This is a genomic window from Sphingopyxis sp. (genome assembly GCF_016463645.1).
Classification (GTDB): domain Bacteria; phylum Pseudomonadota; class Alphaproteobacteria; order Sphingomonadales; family Sphingomonadaceae; genus Sphingopyxis.
Genome location: NZ_JAEMQX010000091.1, coordinates 1 through 15,064, shown reverse-complemented (window position 1 = coordinate 15,064; position 15,064 = coordinate 1). Strand labels below are relative to the sequence as shown.

The following is a 15,064-nucleotide window of genomic DNA, read 5'->3' as shown; positions in this document are numbered from 1 at the left end:
GCGGGGTGCGGCCGATCGGCGACTGGTCGATGTCGATCACCTTGTCGCAATGTTCGAGCCCTCTCAGCGAGTCGTGCGGCCCCGCGACGAGGCGCGCGCCGTTGAGCACGCGCGCGGCGCTGGCATAGAGCGTGTCGATGATCAGGCTCGACTTGCCGCTGCCCGACAGGCCGGTGACGCAGGTGAAGGTGCCGAGCGGGATCTTCGCGGTGACATTGTTGAGGTTGTTCGCGCGCGCGCCCTTGAGCACGAGGTCGAAGCCGTTGCCGGGGCGGCGATGCTTCGGCACCTCGATCTTCTTTGCGCCGGTCAGATAGGCCGCGGTCAGGCTCTTCTTGTTCGCGAGCACCTCGTCGAGCGTGCCCTCGGCGACGATCTCGCCGCCGTGGAGGCCCGCGCCGGGGCCCATGTCGACGACATAGTCGGCGTGGCGGATCGCATCCTCGTCATGCTCGACGACGATCACCGTGTTGCCGAGGTCGCGGAGCCGCTTCAGCGTCGCGAGCAGCCGGTCGTTGTCGCGCTGGTGCAGGCCGATGCTCGGCTCGTCGAGCACGTATAGCACGCCCGACAGCCCGCTGCCGATCTGGCTGGCGAGGCGGATGCGCTGGCTCTCGCCGCCGCTGAGCGTGCCGCTGGTGCGGTTGAGGTTGAGGTAATCGAGCCCGACATTGTTGAGGAAGCCGAGCCGCTCGTTGATTTCCTTCAGTATCGCTTTCGCGATCTGCTTTTGCGTGTCGTTGAGCTTGTCCTCGAGCGTGCTGAACCAGCCCAGCGCATCGGCGACCGAGCGCTGCGCCGACATGCTGATATTCTCGCCCGCGATCTTCACCGCGAGCGGTTCGGGGCGCAGGCGCGCGCCGTGGCACGTTTCGCACGGATGCGGCGCCTGATATTTGCTCAGTTCCTCGCGCATCCACGCGCTTTCGGTCTGCAGCATGCGGCGGTTGAGGTTGCCGATGACACCTTCGAACGCCTTGTGCGTCGTATAGGTGCGCTTGCCGTCCCTGAACGTCAGCTCGACGGGCTTGCCGCCGCTGCCGTAGAGGATGACGAGCTGGACCTCGCCGGGCAGGTCCTGCCACGGCGTCGCGAGGTCGAAACCATAGGCTTTGCCGAGGCTTTCGAGCACCTGCATATAATAAGGCGAGGGCGGGTTCGATTTCGCCCACGGCACGATCGCGCCCTTTTTCAGGCTCAGCGCATGGTTCGGGACGACGAGGTCGGGGTCGAATTCCTGCCGTTCGCCAAGCCCGTCGCACGCGGGGCACGCACCCTGCGGCGCGTTGAAGCTGAACAATCGCGGCTCGATCTCGGCGATCGTGAATCCCGACACGGGGCAGGAGAATTTCTCACTGAAAATCAGGCGGTTGGCCGGTATTCCGGCGCCCTTCATCGCGCCCCCGGCATCCTCCTCCTCGCGCCCCGGAACATTGCCGTCGGCCATGTCGACATACGCGACACCTTCGGCAAGTTTCAGCGCCGTCTCGAAACTGTCGGCAAGCCGCGTCTCCAGCCCTTCGCGCACCGCCACACGGTCGACGACGACCTCGATGTCATGCTTGTACTTCTTGTCGAGCGCGGGCGCGTCGCCGATCTCGTGGAATTCGCCGTCGATGCGGACGCGCGTGAAGCCGTCCTTCTGCCACTGCGCGAGCTCCTTCTTATATTCACCCTTGCGGCCGCGTACGACCGGCGCGAGCAGATAGGCGCGCGTCCCTTCGGGCAGTTCCATCACGCGGTCGACCATCTGACTGACCGTCTGCGCGCTGATCGGCTCCCCGGTCGCGGGCGAATAGGGGATGCCGACGCGCGCCCAGAGCAGGCGCATATAGTCGTAGATCTCGGTTACCGTCGCCACGGTCGAGCGGGGGTTGCGGCTCGTCGTCTTCTGCTCGATGCTGATCGCCGGCGATAGCCCGTCGATATGCTCGACGTCAGGCTTTTGCATCATCTCGAGGAACTGGCGCGCGTAGGCGGAGAGCGACTCCACATAGCGGCGCTGCCCCTCGGCATAGATGGTGTCGAAGGCGAGCGACGATTTTCCGCTGCCCGACAGGCCGGTAATGACGATTAGCGCATCGCGCGGCAGGTCGATGTCGACGCCCTTGAGATTATGCTCGCGCGCACCGCGCACTTTAATGTGGGTGAGACTCATGGGAGGGGTTTGTTCCAGATTTGTTCCCGCCATGCAAGGCGGGATCGATTATTCTCCCAAGCTAGGAACTATCGGGCCGAAGGACAAGGGAGCCCGCCGAAACGGCGGGCATTCCGGACCACCGACTGTCACTCAATCTCGCTTGGCGCCGAAGCTTCCGTCGATTTCGATCGCTTCTGCGGCGCTCGCGGGATTGCCGAAATTCGAACTGAATGTTCCACCAACTTCGGGCGCGTCCGGCCCGAAGAAGGCGCCGCTCATGCTACGCAGCCAGTCGCCTTGCTGCGCCGATCCACCGAAGGTCGATCCGGTGATCGCGCCATCGAGTGTGAAGCCCGTGAATATGCGGTTCGACGGATTGCCGGACCCATCGGAGCGAAACAGCGTTGCGGCCATATCGGCAAAGGTCGCGCTGAGTGTTCCATTCGCGAAATTGGCCGTAAGTCCCATCGCGCCGAGAAACGAATATATCGAATAATCGGTCGCCGTTCCGTTGTGATAGACGCTGGCGAAACCTGTCGTCGCGCCGGTGTAGGAAGCGCTGCCCGTCGTCGGCATGGCGGTCGACTGCACCCCGCCGGCGAACAGGTGATAATCCCATGCGCCGCGATTGACTACGCCACGATCGGCCGTGAAGACACGTCCGAAGTTCATATAGCTCAGCTCGACCGCCGGGCTGGTCCCGTCGATGTTGTTCACCAACGCGGTCCAGTCCGTGAAGCTGCCGCCCGCGTTGCTGATGGGGCCGGAAAAATTGTTGAACGCATTTCCGGGCGAATTGTGCATGTCGGCCGATGTCGGGCCGATTGCGAGTGTGACGCCGCCGGTGTCGAATCCCAGGGCGTATGATTTGTCGGCGGGGTCATAGGTGATCGATGCGATGCCGCCGTCGGGAGAAGCACGGGTGTCGCCAATGGTTGCGAGCGCGGTCGGCCCTGTCAGCGCCGCCAGCGAACCGGGCGGAGGCGGCAGGCTCCCCTGATCGACGATCCCTCTGAAAACTCCGATCGCCTGGCCATCGGGACCTCGGCCGACGTTGAAGAGTCCCCCCAGTTCGCTTGAGTCGGGTCCATAGAATTTGCCAGATCCCGAACCGCTATAATCGCCCAGCCCGGTCATGGTCACTTCGCCGGAAAAGTCGTTCGCGCCTCCTGATATCCGGCCGGCGTAGGTCCATTCTCCCGATCGCGATTCGGGAAACAGGCCCGAAGCGCCACTGCGCTCGTTATAGTCCAGAGGAACGGCACCGCCGATCGTGCCGCCGGCGAAATCGACTGCCAGCGCGCCCTGCCCATTGAATCCCATGGGATTGCGGAAGGCGTTGTCGAGTGCGATTCCCTCGACCCGGACGTTGTAGCTGGCTGATCCGGCGCGCGGCAGATCAACTGCGGCGGTCGGAAAGCCGAAGACAAAGGCGTTGGTCCGATACAGGTTATCGATGCGACTGCGCACCGTGATGAAGTTGCTGCGGACATATTTCGGGTCGAATCCCGGCATATGCAGGCCGCCTTCGGATTCGAAACCCACCTCCTCGGTCGGTCCAATGTTCAGGAAACGCAGGGTCGCCGGGTCAAAAATTTCGTGAAATCCGGTGCCATTATAAATGTAATAGCCGGTGTCTGCATCGTAGCGGACCGAAAATGGCCCGCCCGCATAGGCGATATTGCGGAAATCACCTCTTTCGAAGTTAAAGCCAACGCGCTCGTCGAATCCGAAGTTTAGCGTTGCTTCGGTCGTCTTGAAGGTCTCGCTGTTGTTAACCCCCCCTGCAAACGTACCGTTCGAAACGTCGGGCGTTCCCTGGCGGCCCATGATCGATCCGACTGCGATGCGGCCGTCGGGCGAGTTCACCGCCCAGGCGGCGCCAATCTCCTCGACGGCGGGCCCGAACAACTGTCCCTTGATGGTGCCGTTGAATTGCTGAAATTGCGTGAAGGTGAAAGTGCCGGTGAAGCTGTTTCCCGAAGCTGCGACTTTGGCGTTCCCCGAAAAGCCGAACGGTGATCCGGAAGCGCCCGCCGTGGTGACGTCCATCGAGCCGAGAATGATGATATTGCCAGAACCGAAGTCGACGGATGCGGTTCCTTCGCCCGCTAGGCCCGATACGCTATCGAACTCGGTCACGGCGCCGACGAGATCGATGTCGTAATTTGCCGATCCCATGCGCGGAATGGCCGTATCGGGCGTCGGCACTCCGTAGACAATCGTGTCGATCGATCCGGTCGCGGAATTCGTTCCCGCCACCGTCTTTTGCCAGAAGGCACTGCCGACATAGCGATAGGTGATGGGCCCGGACGTGCCGGGGCGGGTCAACGTCAGCGAATTGGTCGTGTTGCCCGACGACTTGATATAAACGACCGCACCAGCGCTGGACTGACTGTTGTCGATATCGCTGGCGGCAAAGGTGATCGATCCCGTGGGCGTCGTCAGGGTATAGCTGTTGTCCACCGTGTTGAATGAAATGGTGGCGGTGGTTTCGGTCGCGGTCCCGGATGTTCCCGACGCTCCGAAGCTTGCCGCACCACGGGTCGCGACGTTGCGGAAGGTCTCGCTTTCCAGTGGTCCCAGTAAATCCGCATTCACGCCGGTCGGAGGAGGCGTCGGTGTTGGCGTCGGGGTCGGAGTAGGAGTAGGCGTCGGTGTAGGTGCTGGAGTGGGGGTAGGGGGCGGGGGCGTGCCGTTGACGCCGCCGCCGCCGCCGCATGCGGACAGCGCAAAGGCCAACGCCAGCGACGACGCCGCGGCCACAAAACGATTCTTCATTAGATCAGGCCCCCCTGTTCTTGGTGGAATCTGCTTTAAAAAGCAGACGTTATGCCAAATTCCGCACTGATACGGGAATAATCCCAAATCTCAACGGTCGATTTATTCCGTTCCCAGCCCATTTTGACTGTGGGCGCGAAGCTGCCGATCTTTAGAAAGCGGAACTGGCCGCCAATTGATGCTTGCAGTCGGTCGTCGAACCGGCGGCGCGGATAGAGAAAGAGCCGCTGATCGGATTCGAGCCTGCTGTAGCCCGCGCTGGCAGTCAGCGTTGTTTGCCCGATCTCGCGGAAAAGATAGGCCGTCAAACCGCCCGATGTCGTCGAATACCCCGCGTCGCGAGCAGATTCGCGGTTCCCGCTGAGTTGAAGGCCCCCGCCAAATTTCTCCGAAAAAGCCCGATCGTAGGATGCCGCGAGCAAGACGGTAGTCGCATCCTGCAGGCGATTGCGGCGGTTGTTCACGTCGGCGATGCGGCCGTCGACGCGCAATTGTGATCTTCGACCCATGGGATGTTGCCAGGTCGCTCCGATACCCGCGGAAAAACTGTAGGGATCGAGCCCGTACCAGCGCCAGGTGGCTTCGCCCGATATATTGATCCGGTCCTTGCCCGAAGCATATTCGGGACCCGCCTGGATCGAGAGCGCGAGGTCATCGAACTGTTTGGCGCGGTATAGGTTGGCATAGGTCGACGCACGGACGAGCAATTGCGAGCGCTTGTCGATCCCGGTGCGGAAATAGGCCTGGCCGCGGAGCGCCAGTCCCAGCCCGGAGCGCGCCTTCGCATCGTCGTCGAGAGTGAAGTCGCCGATGATCGTGCCGAGCGTGTCCGAACGCGTCGCGCGGTTGATATTATTGTCCGGAGCGAAGGCGATCGAAACCGATCCGCCAAAGGGTTTGCGTGCGCTGAGCGCGGCGGCATAAAAACGGACAAGCTGTTCAACCTCGGGCGGCAATCCGGCGGCTTGGGCCGAGCGAAGTTCGCGCTCGGCCGAGCCGAGATCGCCGAGCATGGCCTGCATGCGCGCAAGTTCGATACGGACACGTGCCGCGCTCGGCTTTTCGTCAAGGATTTCGCGAAGAAGCACCGCCGCTTCGCGATGTTTGCCGAGCTCGTCGGCGAGCATCATCGCGAGTCGGAAACGCGCTTCGGTCCGCAGTTCGATATCGGGGTCGCCCGAAAGTGCGCGGTAGGCCGTTTCCGCCGCGGCGAAATCGCGGGCCAGCCTTGCCCGATCCGCGATCGCGAACAATTGCTCCGCCGAAACCCGGGTGGACTGCGGAGTAATATCGGTCAGATTTTCCTGAGCTTGAACAGGCAGGCTTTGGAAAGCCGCGGCTGCCAACGCCGCTGACGTCAATATTCTTATCGTCTTGCCCCCCAGCGATACGGCGTCGCCGTCTATTCGACATGCCATATAAATGTTCGGGGTCAATATCTTCTCGCTCTCAGGACCGACAAATCTACCAAAGCCGGATTCCGGTCGACCAGTGCTCCGCCGCTCGCTTGACCGCCTCACGTCACGAGCGGACTATCGGCTCCATGACCATCGCCCCGCAGGGGCGGTGCGGGGAACATGAGGAGACTGGGGAATGAAGCTGTTTTTCACTGGAGCGGCGAGCCTTGCGATTGCCATGTCGTTGACGAGCGCCTCGGCCTTGGCGAAGGATATGAAGCCTCGGATATTGCTGACTGCGGCCGCCGATGAAGCGACAGGCGACGCCGACAGCGGGTCGTTAAAGGCGCTGACCTTCGGCAAGTGGGGCGTCGATCTCGACGCACGCGATCCGTCGGTCAGGCCCGGCGACGATTTTGATCGCTACGCCAATGGCGCTTGGTCCACACGCACCGAGATCCCGTCGGATCAGGCTTCGGCGGGTGTAGATTACGACGTTTACAACCTGACCCAGCGCCAGCTGCGCGCGGTGGTCGCCGGCGCACCGGCGACCAGCCAGGTCGGCGGCCTCTATCAGAGTTTCATGGACGAGGCTCGCGTCGAGGCGCTCGCGGCCGAGCCGTTGCTGGCCGACATTGCCGCGGTTGCCGCGATCAAGGACAAAGGCGCGATGGCGCGCTTCATGGGCGGCACGCAGGGCACCTTCGGATCGACGGTCGTCAGCGGCGGTCCTTATGCCGACACTGCCGATCCGAGCGTCAATGTGTTGTGGCTGGGGCAGGCCGGGATCGGTCTGCCCGAACGCGACTATTATCTCAATGACAGCTTCAAGCCGCAGCGCGACGCCTATCGGGCCTACGTCGCGCGGACGATGAGGATGGCAGGCAATACCAACCCCGAAAAGGCGGCCGATGCGGTCATGGCTTTCGAAACCGAGATTGCGAAGGTGAGCTGGGCGATCGCAGACCGCCGCGACATCGGCAAGATCAACAATCCGATGTCATCGGAAGAACTCGCAGCCTATGCGCCGGGGCTCGACTGGAAGGCGTGGTTCGAAGGCGCGGGCATCGCGCCGCAGAAGCGCATTATCGTCAACGAGAAGACTGCGGTGCGCGACATAGCCGCGCTCTATGCCAAGACTCCGCTCGATACGATCAAGCTGTGGCAGCAATTCCATGTCGCCGACAATGCCGCACCCTATCTGTCGAAGGCGTTCGTCGACAGCCGCTTCGAATATACCAAGGCGCTGAGCGGGGTGGGCGAACTGCGTCCGCGCTGGAAACGCGGGCTGACATTGGTCGACGGCAGCCTCGGCGAACTTGTCGGGGAAACCTATTCGAAGCAATATTTCCCGGCGAGCGCGAAAGCGAAGATGGAGGTGCTCGTCACCAACCTGAAGCTCGCGATGGGTGATCGCATCCGGAACAATGGCTGGATGGCGCCGGCGACCAGGGATGCCGCGCTCGCGAAGCTCGCGAAGATGGACGTGATGGTCGGCTATCCCGACAAATGGCGCGACTATTCGGGGTTGAGGATCGATCCTGCTGATCTCTACGGCAATGTGAAGCGCAGCGCGGCCTTCGAATATGCCTATGCGCTGTCGGACCTGAACAAGCCGGTCGATCGCAAGAAGTGGTCGATGAACCCGCAGGAAGTGAATGCCTATAATGGCGGACTCGAGAACAAGATCGTGTTCCCGGCCGGCATCCTGCAGGCGCCTTATTTCAGCGAGAATGTCGACGACGCGGTCAATTATGGCGCGATCGGCGCTGTGATCGGTCACGAGATCACCCACGGCTTCGACGATCAGGGGCGCAAGATCGACGCCGAAGGCGCAGTGCGCGACTGGTGGACACCCGAGGACGCCGCGCGTTTCGATGCGCAGGCCAAGGCGTTTGGCGCGCAATATGCGACCTATGAGGCGGCGCCGGGATCCTTCATCAATCCCGATCTGACGATGGGCGAGAATATCGCCGACCTCGCAGGGCTGGAGGTCGCCTATGACGCCTATCAGCGCTCGCTCGGTGGCAAGCCGGCGCCGGCGATCGACGGTCTGACAGGGGACCAGCGCTTCTTCCTCGCCTTCGCACAGGCGTGGCGGACCAAACAGCGCGAGGACGCCGTCAAGCAACAGGTCGCGAGCGATCCGCACAGCCCTGCGCGCTGGCGCATCATCGGGCCTGTGCGCAACGTCGATGCGTGGTATAAGGCGTTCAATGTTCCCGCGGGCGCCAAATATTATCTGAAGCCCGAAGAACGCACGCGGATCTGGTAGTCCTGAGACCCCTTTCTCAGGATCGGGCGGGGGCGGCTTCGTGCCGTCCCCGTACCGCCATCACGGCAAGGGACAGCGCCGCGCCGACGATGACGAAAAGGGCAGGGAAACCGCCGAGCACCGACATCATGCGAATGCCGTCGATGCCGCCGCCGGCGACGAGCACCAGCGCGACCAATCCCACGGTCACGCCCCACACTGCCTGGACGCCGAGCGGTGCTTCCGGCGCGTCGGGCGAGATGCCGCGTGTCGACAGCGCGCTCATCGCCGAGACATTGGCATCGGCACCGGCGACGTAGGACAGGAAGATCGCGAACAATACGATCGCGGCAACACCCGATCCGCCGCCCAATGCGCTGAACAGGCGGAACAACACCGGATCGGGGCCCTGCGCGGTCAGAATGGCATAGAGGCTGGCGCCGCTCTGCTGGTCTAGGGCGATCGTCGCGCCGGCGATCGCGGTCATCCATACCGCGCCGAAGAGCGACGGGAGGATGAGATTATACATGATGAAGGCGCGGACGCTGTAGCCGACCGCGAGCCGGCCGAGGAACAGCGCGGTGACCGGCGCCCATGCGAACCAGTTGGCCCAGTTGAAGATCGTCCATTGCCGGTGCCAGTCGGTGTCGACGTCGAGGCCGAGGTTGCGGGGGAGGAAGGTCTGGAAGTAGTCGAAGGTGCCGCGCAGCGCGAGGTCGAACATCGCGACGGTGGGGCCGGCGAGCAGGACGAAGGCGATAATTGCAAAGAAAATCCAGGTATTTAGCACCGACAGGCCGGCGATGCCCTTTTGCAGCCCGGTCGCCGCGGAGATGAGGAAGCTGGCGACGATCGTCGTCGCGATCGCCCAGCGCAGCGCGGCGCCGCCGTCGAAGCCGCCGATCCCCTCGATCCCGCCCGCGAGCGCGAGCAGGCCGGCGCCGAGCGATGCCGCCATGCCCGCGACGAGCGCGTAGAGGCAGATGATGTCGATGCCGGTACCGACCGGGCCATGCGCGCGCCGGCCAAGCAGGGGAACGAACAGCGACGACAGGCTGAACGGTTCGCGGCGGTTGTAATAGACGAGCGCGAAGGCGAGCCCGGCGACGGTGTAGATGGCGTAAGGCGTCAGCGTCCAGTGGAGGAACATCGTCGACATGGCGAAGGTCGCCGCGGCGTCGCTGCCCGGCCGCAGCCCGAGCATCGCGGGCGGATCGTTGAGGTGGAACAGCGGCTCGGCCGCGCCCCAGAAGAGGATCCCGGTCGCGATCGTCGTGCAAAGCGTGACCGCGAACCAGCGCCAGCGCGAAAGGATGGGGCGGGCCCCGGGGCCGCCGATGATGCGCCCTCCGAACGGCGAGAGCGCGATCGCCGCGAGCAGCGCGAGAAAGGCGATGCCCGCCCAGGCGAACAACGGCGAGAAGTTGCGCAGGATCCAGTCGTTGATCGCGGTTTCGGCGGCGACGACGGCCGGCCCCTGCCAGAGGCTGAGGATCACCGCGGCGAGCAGGACGAAGAGCGGGGTGAAAAACACCGGTCGATTGAGAGGGTGCTGCGCTGCTGCTGGCAAATGGGCCGCCGATCGGACAGAGTGGAGCGGCCCAGCATGGCGGCTGCCACGCGCGAGGTCAATTCGGGCGGGGAACGCGACATTCGGGCGAAGCGTTGGACCGGCAGACGAGTGGATTTGAAGGAGAAGCTTCGATGACCAGGAAGATTTTGGCGGTCGCGGCGGCATTCGCGCTGATCGGATCGGGGCAGGCTGCGGCCTTGCAGCCACCCGCCGATACGGCCCCCGCCGCAAAGCCCGCGAAGGACGGGACAACCCCCGAAGAACGCGCGAACACCGCACGGCTGAACGCCGAGCAGGCATCGCGTGCCAGGGCCGACAACACGACCTATGCCGAAGAGGTGTCGGCCGCGCAGCAGCAGGTCGCGCACGATCAGCAGGTCTTTACCGAAGAGACCGCCGCCTATGAGGCCGAAAAGGCGCGTGTGGCGGCGATGTCGGCCGAGGAACGGATGAAGTGGGAGGCCGACGCGGCCGCGTGCAAGGCCGGCGATCGCACCCGCTGCGCACCGCCCGCGCCGGTGCCGCCGCGCTGATCGCTCAATAGTCGCCCGACGGCGTCGCGGCCTCTTCGGCCGCGACGTCGGCACCCGTTCCGGGATCGTCCTGCGGGGCGGGATCCTCGACGCGCGGCGGCGGATCGGGAAAGCGCCCGCCGTAGCGATAGCCGTCGTCGGCGGGCTCCGGCGAGACGTGCGCTTCGATATCGACCGCGCCCAGCGCGCGGAATCCCTCACTCATCCGGTCTTCGCGATCAGCGCGAAGCCGTGCCGCGGCGCCATAGCTGTCGGCGCAGCCCGGACAGGGCGCCGCGCTTTCGCCGACCGCGACGAGCGCATCGGGATTGGCGCTGAGATGCGAATAGGAAGCGGGCCCGCCGGTTTCGGCGCCGGGCCGCGTCCCGGCCGCCATGTCGCCCAGCATCGTCCCGCCGGCGATTCCGGCCAGCAGCAGCGCGAGCCAGCGAACGGCGCGGGGGCCGCCGTCGCGAATCGCGGAGAAAGATAATTTCCTCGGCACGCGGCAATCTGGTCATGATGATGTCATTGTTGCAACCGTCATGTCACGAAGTTGCTCACCCGTCGGCCGTTCGTCGATCCGCGAAGGTCTTTCGTCCGCAAATCGAGCCGGTGTTCGCGTCAATCGATCCAAACGCGATTCTTATGACGTCCAGGGGGTATCACCCCTTTGCGGGATATCGGCGAACGGTCTCCCCGGTCCGCCAACCGGTATCCCGCATCCCTTGCAAGAGAGGACTCCCCCATGGCGAAATTTTCCTTCATCCTGCTCGCGGCACCGCTGGCAACCGCCGGCGTCATCGCGCCTGCCGCAGCCTCGGCCCCCGGCGACGAACAGCAGAGCGTCACCATTCGTTACGACGATCTCAACCTGTCCAGCGAAAGCGGCCGCGACCGGTTGACGAACCGCGTCAAAATGGCGATCCGCCAGGTCTGCAACTCGAACAGCCGCCGGACGCTCGCCGAACGCGCCGAGACGCGCCGCTGCGAAGTCCAGGCCAGCCGCGATGCGGACACCCAGCTCGCGAGCCTGTTCAACGGAAGCAATGCCCGGCTGGCCGATCGCGGACCTTTGGTGGTCGCCGCGCCCTGAGCAAGCCGACCGATATGTCGATCCCGAAAGGCGGTCATGCCCCGGCGGCATGGCCGCCTTTTTTCAGACGTGCATGATCGCCTTTACGTCGTGGAGATAGGTACGGCCGATACGGTGCACGCCGCCTTCGCCGAGGTCGACGCTCCACGCGCCATCGCCATGATGTTTGAGCCCGACGATTCCTTCGCGGCGGATCATCTTCGAGCGGTGGATGCGCATGAACTGATCGGGGTTCATCCGCGCCTCGAGCGATTTGATCGTCTGGTGAATGAGCCAGCTTCGGCCGCCGACATGCAGCCGCATATAGTCGCGTTCGGCTTCGATCAGATCGACCTGTCCCGCATCGATCCGCAGCATTTCACCGCGGTTCTGGACCCAGAATTCGTTGATCCACCTGCTCTTTTGCGCAGGTGCCCGCTCGGTCGAACGCCATTCGCGAACGCGCGACAGCGCGCGGGCGAGGCGATCGGGCGACACCGGTTTGAGCAGATAGTCGACCGCCGCGACGTCGAACGCGGCGACGGCATAGCGATCGAAGGCAGTGACGAAGACGATCGCCGGCGGGTTGTCGAGCCCTTCGAGCGCGGCGGCGACCTCGAGCCCGTTGAGGTCGGGCATCGCGATGTCGCAGAGTATGAGGTCCGGCGCGAGCGCGTCGACCATGCGGAGCGCCGACGCGCCGTCGCTGGCGGTGCCGACGAGCGAAATGCCGTCCTGTTGCCCGGCGAGGATCTGAAGGCGTTCGATCGCCAGCGGTTCGTCGTCGACGATCAGGGTGCGCAGCGTCTGTAGCATAAGGGTCAGCAAGCCTCCCGTGCCAGCGGCAGCCAAAGCGAAACGAAAAAGCCGCCATTGTCCGATTTGCCCCATTCGCAGCCGGCGGCGGGCCCGTAGCGCGTCAACAGGCGCTCGCGGACGTTGCCGAGGCCGAGGCCGGTGCCCGAGGCGGGGACGGGTGCCTTCGGGTCGATGTCGTTTTCGATGCGCAGCACGAGCATGCCATGTTCGGCGCTGGCCTGCAGCCGGATGGCAATCCGGCCCTTGCTGGGCGACACGCCGTATTTGATCGCATTTTCGATGATCGGTTGCAGGATCAGTACCGGGACGCAGGCGTGCTTGAGTTGGTCGGGTATCATCACCTCGACCTGCAAGCGATCGGGAAAGCGCGCCTGTTCGATGTCGAGATATAGCCGCTGGAGCGCGATTTCCTCGTCGAGGCTGACAAGTTGTTGCGGGTCGATCGCAAGGCTCGACCGGAGGAAGGAGGAGAGGTTCATGATCATCGTCTCGGCCTCGGCCTTCGATCCCCTGAGCACGAGCGTGGACAGCGAATTGAGCGTATTGAACAGGAAGTGGGGATTGACCTGATAGTGGAGCGCGCGAAGCTGCGCGGTTTGCGCCTCGATCCGGAAATGGTTCGCGCGCCGTTCGACCGCGCGCATTTCATTGGCGTAGCCGAAGGCGACGTAGAGCGCCGCCCAGACGGCAAAGAAGAAATACCAGCGGATCGAGCTGTCGAGTATCAGCACCGTTTCCCACGCGCCCGGATATTTGGCCTGCATCTCCTCTATCAGCTTGGCGCTCTCGGACACGGGGAACCAGTGATAGAAGACGAGGAGGTTGATCGTCGCATAGACGATGACGAGCGGCACCGCGGTCCCCATGGCGGCAGCGAGCCGCGCGCCGAAGCTTTGCGGCTGGGCGCGCTGGAGCAGTTGGTAAAGGACGAAGGTGCAGAGGATGCCGGCGACCACCACAACGGCGCGGCGCCCCGCCGACGGCCATTGTTCGGGCGCGCCGGTGAGCATCGCGAGACCGGTGGTGATCAGGAAATAGATCACCCACATCGCGATGATCGACCCGATCGCGACCCGCGGGTTGACGCGGGCGTCGGAGGCGCGCCAGTCGGGCGCCGCCGCCAACATCTTCGCACGCTGATCGCGCAGCGCGTCTTTGCGGTTCGTCATGTTCATTGACGCTGCTTTAGCGTCAAATGCCGGTCGATGGCTAGCGGGCGCCGGGCCGCCAGTCGAAGCTGCGCGCGCCTTGGTCGAAAGCGGACCGCCGGTCAGCCGGCCGGCTGAGGCAACGTGCGGCGCCAGTTGCCGCGCCGGTAGATGACCCACGCCATCGCGAGCGAGGCCAGCGACGAGAGCGGGAAGCTCCACCACAGGATGTCGCTGCCGATCGCGGGATAGAAGAAATAATAGATGCCGAGGCGGATCGGGAACATCGACAGGAAGAGGATGACGAGCGGCGGCACGACCGAGCCGTTGGCGCGCAGCGTGCTGATGAGCACGATCGTCGTGCCGAAGGGCAGGAAGGTCCATGTCGCGATCAGCTGGATATTGCGCGCGACGTCGATCGCCGGGCTCTCGCTGCCGAGGAAGAGCGCGAGCGCCGCGCGGTCGAAGATCAGCAGCAGGATGATCAGCACGCCGGTCATCGCGAGGTTGATCATGATGCCGCTGTTCGTCACCGATGCGACGCGGTCCCAGCGCCCGGCACCGATATTCTGTGCCGCCATCGAGCTGACCGCCGCGCCGACCGCGAGCGCGGGCATCTGGATATAGTTCCACAGTTGCAGCGTCGCGCCATAGGCGGCGGCGGTGACGAGCCCCTCGCGGTTGACGAGCCCGACCATGATGAGCCCGGCGCCCGAGATGACGAGCATCTGTGCGCCCATCGGCAGGCCGCGACCGATGATGAAGCGCAGCTCCGACCATTTGGGATAAAGATAGGTGAGTTCGTGGCCGCGCAGGCGAAGGACATGGTTCCTGGCGTAAAACCAGCCGATCATGCCCGCGAGGCTGATCGTGCCGGCGGCGGCGGTGGCGAGCGCGCTGCCCGCGATACCAAGGCGCGGGAAGGGCCCGAGGCCGAGGATCAGCACCGGATTGAAGACGATATCGAGCACGACCGCGAGGATCATGAAGCGGAGCGGCGTCACGGCATCGCCCGCGCCGCGCGAGGCCATCATCAGCGTGACCGACAGCATCGACGCGGGGACCGCGAGGAAGGTGACGCGAAGATAGTCGTGCGCGAGCGCGAAGGCCTCGGGCGGCGTTTCGAGCCAGCGCAATATGCGGTCCGACGCGAACCAGCCGACGATCGCGATCGCGACCGAGAAGATCAGCGCGAGCCCGATCACGCCGCCGGTGGCGCGCCGCGCGGCGTCGATATCGCCGCGGCCGATCGACTGGCCGATGAGTACCGTCGCCGCCATGCCGAAGCCGAAGAAAGCGCCGAACATCAGGAACATGATGATATTGGCGTTGGCGGTCGCGGCGAGCGCGCTGTTGCCGAGAAAC

General features: G+C 64.2%; 11 protein-coding genes. 3 read left to right on the top strand and 8 right to left on the bottom strand.

The genetic code is table 11. The features are described from left to right. The 3 genes from uvrA to JHC57_RS16180 form a co-directional block, all read right to left on the bottom strand. A partial coding sequence (gene uvrA / locus JHC57_RS16190) for an excinuclease ABC subunit UvrA (protein ID WP_294031249.1) occupies positions 1-2,158 on the bottom strand: 2,158 nt, incomplete at its 3' end. A 132-nt stretch (positions 2,159-2,290) separates the two neighbouring features. Next, positions 2,291-5,008, bottom strand: coding sequence for a transferrin-binding protein-like solute binding protein (locus JHC57_RS16185; RefSeq protein ID WP_294031248.1), 2,718 nt, complete (start codon positions 5,006-5,008; stop codon positions 2,291-2,293). Next, on the bottom strand, positions 4,957-6,174 hold the full coding sequence (locus JHC57_RS16180) for a porin family protein (RefSeq protein ID WP_294031246.1): 1,218 nt from the start codon (positions 6,172-6,174) through the stop codon (positions 4,957-4,959). Before JHC57_RS16180 ends, JHC57_RS16185 begins: the two co-directional genes overlap by 52 nt. A 340-nt stretch (positions 6,175-6,514) precedes the next feature. Here JHC57_RS16180 and JHC57_RS16175 point away from each other — a divergent pair, with 340 nt between their 5' ends. Beyond that, entirely contained in the window at positions 6,515-8,593 is a 2,079-nt protein-coding gene (locus tag JHC57_RS16175) for a M13 family metallopeptidase (RefSeq protein WP_294031245.1), read from the top strand. Positions 8,594-8,609: 16 nt separating this feature from the next. Here the strand turns inward: JHC57_RS16175 and JHC57_RS16170 are convergent, their stop codons facing one another. Then, positions 8,610-10,106, bottom strand: coding sequence for a BCCT family transporter (locus JHC57_RS16170; RefSeq protein ID WP_294031244.1), 1,497 nt, complete (start codon positions 10,104-10,106; stop codon positions 8,610-8,612). Between the two features lie 170 nt (positions 10,107-10,276). On the opposite strand from JHC57_RS16170, the gene JHC57_RS16165 reads away from it, so the two are divergent. Further along, entirely contained in the window at positions 10,277-10,678 is a 402-nt protein-coding gene (locus JHC57_RS16165) for a hypothetical protein (RefSeq protein WP_294031243.1), read from the top strand. 4 nt (positions 10,679-10,682) lie between these two features. Here JHC57_RS16165 and JHC57_RS16160 read toward each other — a convergent pair whose 3' ends face one another. Further along, complete coding sequence (locus JHC57_RS16160) at positions 10,683-11,162, bottom strand: hypothetical protein (protein WP_294031242.1); 480 nt, start codon at positions 11,160-11,162, stop codon at positions 10,683-10,685. Positions 11,163-11,405: 243 nt separating this feature from the next. On the opposite strand from JHC57_RS16160, the gene JHC57_RS16155 reads away from it, so the two are divergent. Then, positions 11,406-11,753, top strand: coding sequence for a UrcA family protein (locus JHC57_RS16155; RefSeq protein ID WP_294031241.1), 348 nt, complete (start codon positions 11,406-11,408; stop codon positions 11,751-11,753). A 63-nt stretch (positions 11,754-11,816) separates the two neighbouring features. On the opposite strand, the gene JHC57_RS16150 is transcribed toward JHC57_RS16155, so the two are convergent. The 3 genes from JHC57_RS16150 to JHC57_RS16140 all read right to left on the bottom strand — a co-directional run. Next, entirely contained in the window at positions 11,817-12,548 is a 732-nt protein-coding gene (locus JHC57_RS16150) for a LytTR family DNA-binding domain-containing protein (RefSeq protein ID WP_294031239.1), read from the bottom strand. A gap of 5 nt (positions 12,549-12,553) precedes the next feature. After that, entirely contained in the window at positions 12,554-13,720 is a 1,167-nt protein-coding gene (locus JHC57_RS16145; protein ID WP_294031237.1) for a histidine kinase, read from the bottom strand. A 101-nt stretch (positions 13,721-13,821) separates the two neighbouring features. Further along, positions 13,822-15,064: MATE family efflux transporter (locus JHC57_RS16140; protein WP_294031236.1), on the bottom strand; the 1,243-nt coding region annotated here is incomplete at its 5' end.

Bases quoted from the DNA above. Each gene is read 5' to 3' on its own strand.
- JHC57_RS16145 (WP_294031237.1), bottom strand. From the start codon at position 13,720: ATGACGAACCGCAAAGACGCGCTGCGCGATCAGCGTGCGAAGATGTTG.
- JHC57_RS16165 (WP_294031243.1), top strand. From the start codon at position 10,277: ATGACCAGGAAGATTTTGGCGGTCGCGGCGGCATTCGCGCTGATCGGA.
- JHC57_RS16150 (WP_294031239.1), bottom strand. From the start codon at position 12,548: ATGCTACAGACGCTGCGCACCCTGATCGTCGACGACGAACCGCTGGCG.
- JHC57_RS16155 (WP_294031241.1), top strand. From the start codon at position 11,406: ATGGCGAAATTTTCCTTCATCCTGCTCGCGGCACCGCTGGCAACCGCC.
- JHC57_RS16175 (WP_294031245.1), top strand. From the start codon at position 6,515: ATGAAGCTGTTTTTCACTGGAGCGGCGAGCCTTGCGATTGCCATGTCG.